The organism is Synechococcus sp. H55.9 (assembly GCF_047462355.1).
GTDB lineage: Bacteria > Cyanobacteriota > Cyanobacteriia > Thermostichales > Thermostichaceae > Thermostichus.
In genome coordinates, this window is the sequence record NZ_JANSJB010000057.1 from 8,735 (window position 1) to 17,372 (window position 8,638).

An 8,638-nucleotide genomic window follows, 5' to 3' on the forward strand; every position below is an offset into this window, starting at 1 on the left:
GGCACATCCCGCCGTTGCAGGGCCGCGATCAGGGCTTGGATGGCTGGAGAAAAGGTGGGATCCATGGCTGGGGATACCAGAGGGCTTCGAGGGTATGGACAAGGTCTGCCGCTTCCGCGGGAGAAGGAGGATGGGGTAGACAGACCGTGACATGGCCCAGCTTGCGCCCGGGGCGGGCAGGGGTTTTGTGGTACCAGTGCAGCGTGGCATTGGGGATCCCCGCCAGGCGCTGCCGCTTTTGGGCATAGTCACTGCTGGAGTGCTCATAACCCAAGAGGTTCACCATCACTGCCCCCCCACACTTGAGGGAGGGATCCCCCAAGGGGAGGCCGGTGATGGCCCGCAGGTGCTGCTCAAATTGCGAGGTGTGGCAGGCTTCCAGGGTGTAGTGGCCGGAGTTGTGAACCCGCGGTGAGATCTCGTTGATCCAGATCCCGGCCTTGGGGTGGGGCGGCGGCACCCAGAAGAGCTCGATGGCGAACACACCCACCGCGTCCAACTTGTCCATCACCTTGACCGCCAGGTCGCGAATCTCGGCCTCGACAGTCGGGGGAATGCGGGCGGGCGCCAGCACATAGCGGCAGACCTGCTCGATCTGCACAGTTTCCACCACCGGGTAGAGTTGGATCTCCCCCGCCAGCCCGCGGGCCACGATCACCGCCAGCTCCCGCTCAAACGGGATCCACTCTTCCAGCAGCAGCGGGATCCCGGCATACTCGGCCAGAGCCTGTTGCAAGGTTGCTCGGTCGGGCAGGATGCGGGTGCCCTGGCCATCGTAGCCCTGCCGCCGCCGCTTGAGCACCACCGGAAAGCCCAACCCAGATAAGTCTGCCGTCTCCGCAGGGCAAAAGGCCGGCACCGGCACCCCCAACTCCGCCAAGAACTGTCGTTGGTGCAACTTGTCCAGCAGCGGCTCTAGGGTGCTCAGGCGAGGGCGAAAGCGGGATCCCTGCGGATCCAACTTGCGCAGCTCCGGCAGCGGGATGAACTCGTTCTCAAAAGTTACCACCGGGCAGCGTTGCAGCAACTGGGCTGTGGCCTGAGTGTCCGTCACAGCACCCCAGACCACACCGTCGGCTACTGCCGCCGCCGGATCGGTGGGGGCAGCGGCCTGCACGATCAGCGGGATCCCCAAGGGGCGGGCCGCCAAAGCCAACATCTGCGCCAACTGCCCGCCGCCGATCACCCCCACCGGTTGGAAGCTCTGGGTTTTTGGGGATACCTGGGGTTCCACCACTGTCTCGCTATACTGACAGGTGTGCTGCTATCTGTTGCATCTTGGATCCAGAAATCATTATGGGATCCCTTGCCCTCGAGCGCTAGGAGCAAAACAGTGCAATCCCCTCAACCCTCTGAGCTCAGAGCTTTGATTGACCGGGCCTTGGCAGATAAGGTCCTAACCCGTGCTGAACAACAGCAGATCCTCAATGCCGTCATGGCCGATCAAGAGATTTCCCCAGAAGAGCACGAGCTGCTGGAATTGGTTGTGGAGCGCCTAAGCAGCGGCGAGATCCGAGCCGTCGATTGAACCCCATCCCCAGGTTCTCCTCAAAACTTCGGAGAACGGATCCCTACTTGGGCTGCCGGGCACTCTGTCGTCCTGGGCCAGTTCCGGTGGGCGGATCGCCTAGAATAATTCAGAACCCACCTGTTTCTGCTGCCATGAGTTCTCGCTCTTCAGATTGGTTCACGCGGGCTCGCCACCTTTTCTACGGCGCGGCCACTGCCCTGGTGGAGATCCTCCAAGACCCGGAAAAGCGGGCCGAAAACCTCAACCGCCTCTCGATGGATCTGGCGCAACTGGCAGCAGAACTGGAGCAAAAGGGGGAGCTGATCGAACAGGAAGCCGTTCGTTACGTCGAAGGTCTCAGGGATGCGGCTGCCAACGCCCCCGCCCCAGAGAGCGAGAGGCCCGCCCCTGCCGAGAGCAGCCCCCCGACCACGGCTTCCCCTGCCCCTATCTCCAAAGAAGAGATGGCCGAGCTGATGGAGCTGATCCACCAGATCGAGTCTTTGCGCCTGGATCTGGAGCGGTTGCGCACCGAGCCTCCCTCTGCCTCGTCCTGAGTCTTGTGCGGTTCGACGTCATCACCCTCTTCCCAGAATTTTTTGCAACGCCGCTGCGCATCGGGCTGGTGGGCAAAGCCCTGGAGCAGGGGATCGCCGAGGTTCACTGCACCAACCCGCGGGACTTTGCCACCGACAAGCACCGCCGGGTCGATGATGAGCCCTACGGGGGTGGGGTGGGCATGGTGCTCAAGCCAGAGCCCTTTTTTGCTGCCGTCGCCTCCCTGCCCCGCCTGGATCCCCGCGAGATCATCTTGCTCACGCCGCAGGGACAACCGCTGCACCAGGCGCTGCTGCAAGAACTTGCCCAAAAGGCGCAGCTCATCCTGCTCTGTGGCCAGTACGAGGGCTTTGACGAGCGGATCCGCCAATATCTGGCCACCCGCGAGGTGTCGCTGGGCGATTTTGTCTTGACGGGGGGGGAGATCCCGGCGCTGGCCCTGATCAACGGCGTGGTGCGGCTCTTGCCGGGTACAGTTGGTAAGATAGATTCGCTGAGGAGCGAAAGTTTCGAGACGGGGCTGCTGGAGTATCCCCAGTACACCCGTCCGCCGGAGTTTCAAGGGCACAAGGTGCCGCCGGTGCTTCTCTCAGGCGACCACCGAGCCATCGCCCGTTGGCGTCTGCAACAGCAGTTGGTTCGCACCTGGCGAAGGCGGCCAGACCTGTTGGCCAAACGCCCCCTCACGCCCGAAGAACAACAGTTGCTGGCAGAGGGGCTGGCCGAGCAGCACACCGATGTAGAGGAACAGGATCAATGTTTGTAAACCGTCTCCGCTCCCCCCTCAACCCCCGGCGCGGGATCCCTGCGGCCCTGGGTCTGCTTCTGCTGGGGATCCTGGCCAGCGCCGAGGTTGCCTTGGCCCAAAGGGGAGATGTCAATGAGGCCATCCGCCGCGACCGCAACGTCCAGTTGTTCGACGGCACCAGCATCGACATGAACGATCTCCTGCGGGCCGTCGAGTTTCTCTCCCGGCAAAATGCCGCCTCGCGTTGGGACAGCCGGGCAGAGATCGACGCAGCGGTAGAGCAATTCAACCAATCCCGCCGTCGCTCTCTTCCGCTTTCTCCCGGCTCCTTGACGCCTGAGCCCGCCCCTTGAGTGGGATCCCACCCCCGCCAGATCTGTTAGGATCACAAAGCTAATCTTGTGTGCGCTGAAAGGTGGCGCACCGTTTTCGGGATCCAGCAGGAGATACCGCCGTGGTTAAGAGCACCTCTTCCAGCAAAGCCGATACGGAGCAACGTTTGGATCCCGCCAGCCGGGGCCACTCCAAAGACAGTTCCACCGAACCCAAAGGAATCCCGGGCTTTATCCAAGAGACCCGTGCGGAATTGGGCAAAATTGTCTGGCCGAGCCGCCGGCAATTGATCGGCGAGTCGGCAGGCGTCTTGCTGATCGTGTTGGCTTTTGCTTCCTTCATCTACCTGGTCGATCAACTGTTTGCCTGGGTAGCCACTCAACTGTTCTCGTGATGTTTTGTCCTAGAGGATCCCTGTCTTTGGGGGCAAGAGAGCTATGGATGGCTACAGGGAGGATGCGAGGTGATGAGCACAGAGCAGCAGAAACGTCGTGGGCGCCCTGTGGAACACTTTGAGCCTGCAGACGCGATCCCGGAAATGGAGGAGGGGGAAGGACAAGGTCGCCGTAACCTGCGCTGGTACGCGGTGCAGGTGGCCTCAGGCTGCGAAAATAAGGTGAAAAGCACCCTGATGCAGCGGGCGGCTGCTTTGGATGTGGCAGATCAGATTGTCGAGGTGGTGATCCCGAAGCGGACGGGCTTCAAACTGGATCGAGCCGGCAAGCGCCAGGAACAAGAGGAAAAGGTCTTTCCCGGCTATGTCCTGGTGCGCATGGATCTCAACGACGACACCTGGATGGTGGTGAAAACCACCCCCAACGTGATCAACTTTGTCGGCACGGAAGAAAAACGGGCCTACGGTCGTGGTCGGGGCCATGTGACGCCGCGGCCCCTCAGCCAGAGCGAAGTTCAGCGTATCTTCAGCAGCGTCGAGGTGGAGGAAGTGCCCCTCAAAATCCAGATGGCGCCTGGGGATCGCATCGAAGTCCTCTCCGGCCCCTTCCAGGGTTTCTACGGCGAGGTGGTGGATGTCAGCCCGGAGCGGGGCAAGCTCAAGGCTTTGATCTCGATTTTCGGGCGCGACACCCCGGTAGAATTAGAGTTTGGTCAAGTGCGAAAAGAGGTGTAACCGCGTTTCATGGCTAAGAAGTTGGTGGCCGTGGTCAAGTTGGCCATTCAGGCGGGCAAGGCCACCCCCGCCCCTCCCATCGGCCCGGCCCTGGGCCAGCACGGGGTCAACATCATGGCCTTTTGTAAGGAATACAACGCCAAAACGGCGGATCAAGCCGGTATGGTGGTGCCTGTAGAGATCTCCATCTTCGAGGATCGCAGCTTTACCTTCGTCCTCAAGACGCCACCGGCTTCGGTGTTGATCAAGAAGGCTCTGGGTATTGAGTCCGGCTCCAGCGAGCCCCACAAAACCAAGGTGGGATCCCTGACGCGGGCGCAACTGCGGCAGATCGCCGAGCAGAAGCTGCCGGATTTGAATGCCCACGATGTGGAGGCGGCCATGAAAATTATCGCCGGCACCGCCCGCAGCATGGGGGTGACGGTGGTGGATTGATGAAGGATCTTCAGTCTGATTGTTGTCTTGAAGTTTTGGGGGAGAGAGGTTCTCGCCAGTACCCCGAGGAGAAACGATGGCTCGAAAACTGTCCAAACGTATGCAGGCTTTGCGGGAGAAGGTGCAGCCCATTGCCTATCCCCCCGCGGAAGCTTTGGCCCTGATGAAGGAGACGGCCACCGCCAAATTTGACGAGGCGGCAGAGGTTCACATCCGCCTGGGGATCGATCCCAAGTACGCCGACCAACAACTGCGCACCACCGTCGTCTTGCCCAGGGGCACCGGCCAAGAGATCCGGGTGGCGGTGATTGCCCGCGGCGAGAAAGTGACGGAAGCCCAAAATGCAGGGGCGGATCGGGTTGGGTTTGAAGACCTGATCGAGGAAATCGGCAAGGGCATGATGGATTTTGACCTGCTGATCGCCACCCCCGATGTGATGCCCCAAGTGGCTAAGCTGGGGCGGCTGCTGGGGCCGCGCGGCCTCATGCCCTCTCCTAAGGGGGGAACGGTGACCATGGATCTGGCTCAGGCCATCAAAGAGTTCAAAGCCGGCAAGCTGGAATACCGGGCCGACCGCACCGGCATTGTGCATTTGATCTTCGGCAAGTGCAAGTTCCCCGTCGAAGCGCTGCTGGAAAACCTGAAGGCGGTGCAGGAATCCATCGATCGCAACCGTCCCTCTGGGGCCAAGGGCAAGTATTGGCGAACCCTACACGTTGCTGCTACAATGGGTCCCTCGATCGAGGTTGACATCAATGCCCTGCGGGAGCTGAAGCTGGCGACTTAAGCCTGGCTTTGGCGCTGCGATGGGAGAAGAGGGTTTGAGTTGACGGATTTACAGGAGGATCCCGGCAAAGCGTCTTTATACAGCCGAATATCGAGCCGAAGACAGCAGGTGCCCACGGGCTTAATGTCCTGCCGAGGTTTGAGCACAGTCTAGAGGGATCCCTTCTGGGGTCGCTTTTGATGGAGCGCTTATCTCAGTGCGTCTCGGCCTTGGCTGGGACGCATTTTGTTTGGCGGATCTCTCTTCCACCGGCAATCCCCATTCAACCCTGGGTGACCATTGACAACAAAGGAGGTGAGCGCATGGGCAAGCAACCTGTAGCGAAGAAAGCGGAGATCGTCGATGAGGTGCGATCCCTGCTGCAAGCCAGCCAAATGGTGCTGGTGATCGACTACAAGGGGCTGACCGTTTCGGAGATGAACCAACTGCGGGCAGAGCTGCGCAAGTCGGATTCGGTTTGCATGGTTGTTAAGAATACCCTGATGCGGCGGGCCATCGCCGACCAAAAAGCTTGGGCAGGGGTTCTCCCCTTCTTGGCAGGGCCGACGGCCTTTATCTTGATTCGGGGCGATATTGCAGCTGCCCTGAAGGCGTATCAAGATTTTGCCAAGCAAACCAAGAAAACCGAGTTCCGTGGCGCCGGTATCGAGGGGCTATCCCTGACCTTGGATCAGGCCAAAGCCATCGCCGAGCTGCCGCCCAAGGAGGTGCTCATGGCCCAAGTGGCGGGCGGCCTTAAGTCGGTGGCCACCGGCTTGGCGGTCGGGATCAATGCGGTGCCCACCCAAGTGGCGCGCGGCATCCGCGAGATCCCGGCCTCGCTGGGGCGGGCCATCCGGGCCATTGCCGACAAAGAGGCCGCCTAAAGGGCTTCAGCCCAAACCTGACGTTAACCATTCTGTTACCCCTAAGGAGAAACCATCATGCCTTCAGAGCGCGTTGCAAAAATTTTGGAAGAGTTGAAAGCCTTGAGCTTGCTGGAAGCTGCTGAGTTGGTAAAAGCCATCGAAGAAGCCTTTGGCGTCAGCGCGGCGGCCCCAGCCGGCGGTATGGTCATGGCCGCTCCCGCGGCCGCAGCGGCAGCAGCTCCGGCGGCAGCCCCTGAGCCGGTGGAGGAGCAAACGGCCTTTGATGTCATCCTCGAGGCTGTGCCAGCCGACAAGAAGATCGCCATCCTCAAGGTGGTGCGCGAGTTGACCGGCTTGGGCCTGAAAGATGCCAAGGATCTCGTCGAGGCCGCTCCCAAACCGGTCAAGGAGGGAGTTGCCAAAGAGGAAGCCAACGACATCAAGAAGAAGCTGGAAGAAGCCGGCGCTACTGTCAAGATCAAGTAGTTGCAGGGAGAGCGCCGCTCTCTGTTCTGACTAGAAAGCAAACCAAACCCAAGAGAGGGGCTGTTGTAGCCCCTCTTTGGCCGTTGCCCACCTGACTCCGTTGACGTGGGTTTCAGATCCCTGCGATGCCGAAGATTGACGTGCTGAGCGGATCCCTGCAGGCTAGCTCAGCCCAGAATCCAAGAGACTAACTCGAACCCCAGGCACCGCCACAGGCCCTGTCCACCTTTGGGGTTCTGCTTGTCGGCTATGGCTCTAGGCCATGGACTTGCGGCGGTTGCGCCGGACGGCTACCGCTTTGCGCTTGCGCTTTTCCAGGTTGGTTTCAAAGTGGCGATGGTTGCGCAGATCCCGCAAAATGCCCGCCTTGGAGACCTGGCGCTTGAAGCGGCGCAGCGCCGATTCGATCCCTTCGTTTTCGCCAATCGTCACCTGAGTCATAAAGAAGCTATCTCCTCCGTCGATGAGTAGAACGAAAGCACAATCGGGATCCCTATCCTAAACCATCTCCGCCCTGCTGCTGACGGTTACAGGGCGCGGCTGCCAAAGTTGAGGCCCGAAACCACCTCACCCTCTCTCAAATTCACGACAAACGAGGCCGTTGTTCCGGTGGAAGGCGGCGGAGAAGGCGTTGGCGTTGGGCTGGGGGCGCTGCCGATTACGGATTGTACAAAACCCACAAAGCTGGACACCCGCGTGTACACCCCATAGAAATTGGGCTGGGCGCAGCCTTTGCCAAAACTGGTGATCCCGGCCAGCGCAAAGCCGCTGCCGCTGGGCACGATCAAAGGCCCACCGCTGTCCGCCTGACAAGTATCGACTCCCCCCTGGGGAAAGCCGGCGCAGAGCATGGTGTCTAAAATGGTGCCATTGTAGGACTGGGGCGCGTTGCACACCTCGTTGGCGACGATGGGAACTTCGGCCTGTTGCAGATCCAGAGCAAAGCCGCTGGGTTCCTGGTCAAGGTCGCGGGGGAAAGTGGCTCCCCAGCCGAGGATGGTGGCAAACGTGCCGGGGGCGGTCAGGCTGGTTTGGTTGGGCTGCACCAGCGGCAGGGTAGCCAGAGCCACCGGCCGAGAGAGGCGCACCAGGGCGATGTCGTTCCCCCCCAGTTGCCCCACCCGCGGATTGTAGCCGGGGTTGATGACGATCTGTGCGGCGCGAATGCGCTGGCCGGCACCGATTTGCAAGCGGTTGGTACCCAACAACAGATCCAGGTTGCGCGCGTTCACCACCTGCTGGCCTTGATCGTTGAAAAAACAATGGGCGGCGGTGAGCACCCACTCCGGGGCAACCAGGGATCCAGCGCAAAACTGCGCCTGAAAAGGATCCGGCTCAGCCGCGTTCAACAGGGCCACCATCCAGGGAAAGGCCCCCGGCTGAGCAGGTCTGCCGCCGACAATCCGCTCCAGCCCCGATCCCGCGCGCGGCGTGGTGAACACCCGCCCCGGAGGCAAAAGGGCGGTGACGCGGTAGGTGCCGGGGGGCACGTTGAAAAAGCGGAAGTTGCCGTTGGCATCGCTGAGGGTGCTGGGCTCCCCCCCATCGAGGCGGCCATTGCCGTTCAAGTCCAAAAAGGTGGTGATGCTTGCCAGCCCTGGTTCTCCCGGATCCCGCAGGCCATTGCCGTTGAGGTCGTCAAAATGGGATCCCTCGATGCCTCCTGCAGGAGGGGCCGGGAGTGGCGGCAGGGGGCGACCGGAATCCCCTCCGCCACAGGCGCTGAGGCCCAGAGCCAGCCACAGCCCTACCAAAGGAGACCAAGAGTGAGGCCGGCTGAGACGGACGCGGAACTTTGAGGGAT

General features: G+C 61.2%; 13 protein-coding genes and 1 other annotated feature. Of the genes, 10 read left to right on the forward strand and 3 right to left on the reverse strand.

Annotation, left to right across the window (positions count from 1 at the left end; genetic code table 11):
• Positions 1 to 28: 28 nt before the first annotated feature.
• Positions 29 to 1,234 carry a 5-(carboxyamino)imidazole ribonucleotide synthase gene (locus NW857_RS08590; RefSeq protein ID WP_414368668.1) on the reverse strand — a complete coding sequence of 402 codons (1,206 nt, stop codon included), beginning with the start codon at positions 1,232 to 1,234 and terminating at the stop codon, positions 29 to 31.
• A gap of 99 nt (positions 1,235 to 1,333) precedes the next feature.
• Between NW857_RS08590 and NW857_RS08595 the strand changes: the two genes are divergently transcribed.
• The 10 genes from NW857_RS08595 to rplL all read left to right on the forward strand — a co-directional run bounded on the left by NW857_RS08595 (position 1,334) and on the right by rplL (position 6,834).
• Entirely contained in the window at positions 1,334 to 1,528 is a 195-nt protein-coding gene (locus NW857_RS08595) for a hypothetical protein (protein ID WP_414368670.1), read from the forward strand.
• A gap of 134 nt (positions 1,529 to 1,662) precedes the next feature.
• Positions 1,663 to 2,067, forward strand: a complete 405-nt coding sequence (locus NW857_RS08600; RefSeq protein ID WP_414333949.1) for a hypothetical protein — start codon at positions 1,663 to 1,665, stop codon at positions 2,065 to 2,067.
• A 5-nt stretch (positions 2,068 to 2,072) separates the two neighbouring features.
• Positions 2,073 to 2,834, forward strand: coding sequence for a tRNA (guanosine(37)-N1)-methyltransferase TrmD (trmD, locus tag NW857_RS08605; RefSeq protein ID WP_414336853.1), 762 nt, complete (start codon positions 2,073 to 2,075; stop codon positions 2,832 to 2,834).
• Positions 2,825 to 3,169 (forward strand): hypothetical protein, encoded by a 345-nt coding sequence (locus NW857_RS08610; protein ID WP_414336852.1) that lies wholly within the window; start codon positions 2,825 to 2,827, stop codon positions 3,167 to 3,169. Before trmD ends, NW857_RS08610 begins: the two co-directional genes overlap by 10 nt.
• Before the next feature lie 101 nt (positions 3,170 to 3,270).
• Positions 3,271 to 3,543, forward strand: a complete 273-nt coding sequence (gene secE, locus NW857_RS08615) for a preprotein translocase subunit SecE (RefSeq protein ID WP_414333954.1) — start codon at positions 3,271 to 3,273, stop codon at positions 3,541 to 3,543.
• 144 nt (positions 3,544 to 3,687) lie between these two features.
• Positions 3,688 to 4,278, forward strand: coding sequence for a transcription termination/antitermination protein NusG (nusG, locus tag NW857_RS08620; RefSeq protein WP_414333973.1), 591 nt, complete (start codon positions 3,688 to 3,690; stop codon positions 4,276 to 4,278).
• 9 nt (positions 4,279 to 4,287) lie between these two features.
• Positions 4,288 to 4,713 carry a 50S ribosomal protein L11 gene (gene rplK / locus NW857_RS08625; protein WP_011432849.1) on the forward strand — a complete coding sequence of 142 codons (426 nt, stop codon included), beginning with the start codon at positions 4,288 to 4,290 and terminating at the stop codon, positions 4,711 to 4,713.
• Positions 4,714 to 4,789: 76 nt separating this feature from the next.
• The gene (gene rplA / locus NW857_RS08630) at positions 4,790 to 5,500 is read left to right on the forward strand and encodes a 50S ribosomal protein L1 (protein ID WP_414333955.1); all 711 of its coding nucleotides are present in this window, start codon (positions 4,790 to 4,792) and stop codon (positions 5,498 to 5,500) included.
• Positions 5,501 to 5,577: 77 nt separating this feature from the next.
• Positions 5,578 to 5,737: a sequence feature (ribosomal protein L10 leader region), on the forward strand.
• Positions 5,738 to 5,802: 65 nt separating this feature from the next.
• Positions 5,803 to 6,366, forward strand: coding sequence for a 50S ribosomal protein L10 (gene rplJ, locus NW857_RS08635; RefSeq protein ID WP_414333957.1), 564 nt, complete (start codon positions 5,803 to 5,805; stop codon positions 6,364 to 6,366).
• 57 nt (positions 6,367 to 6,423) lie between these two features.
• Positions 6,424 to 6,834, forward strand: coding sequence for a 50S ribosomal protein L7/L12 (gene rplL / locus NW857_RS08640; RefSeq protein ID WP_414368671.1), 411 nt, complete (start codon positions 6,424 to 6,426; stop codon positions 6,832 to 6,834).
• Between the two features lie 255 nt (positions 6,835 to 7,089).
• Here rplL and rpsU read toward each other — a convergent pair whose 3' ends face one another.
• A complete protein-coding gene (gene rpsU, locus NW857_RS08645) occupies positions 7,090 to 7,275 on the reverse strand; it encodes a 30S ribosomal protein S21 (RefSeq protein ID WP_011432857.1) in 186 nt (61 codons plus the stop codon).
• Between the two features lie 86 nt (positions 7,276 to 7,361).
• Positions 7,362 to 8,588, reverse strand: coding sequence for a trypsin-like serine protease (locus NW857_RS08650; protein ID WP_414368673.1), 1,227 nt, complete (start codon positions 8,586 to 8,588; stop codon positions 7,362 to 7,364).
• Between the last annotated feature and the right edge of the window lie 50 nt (positions 8,589 to 8,638).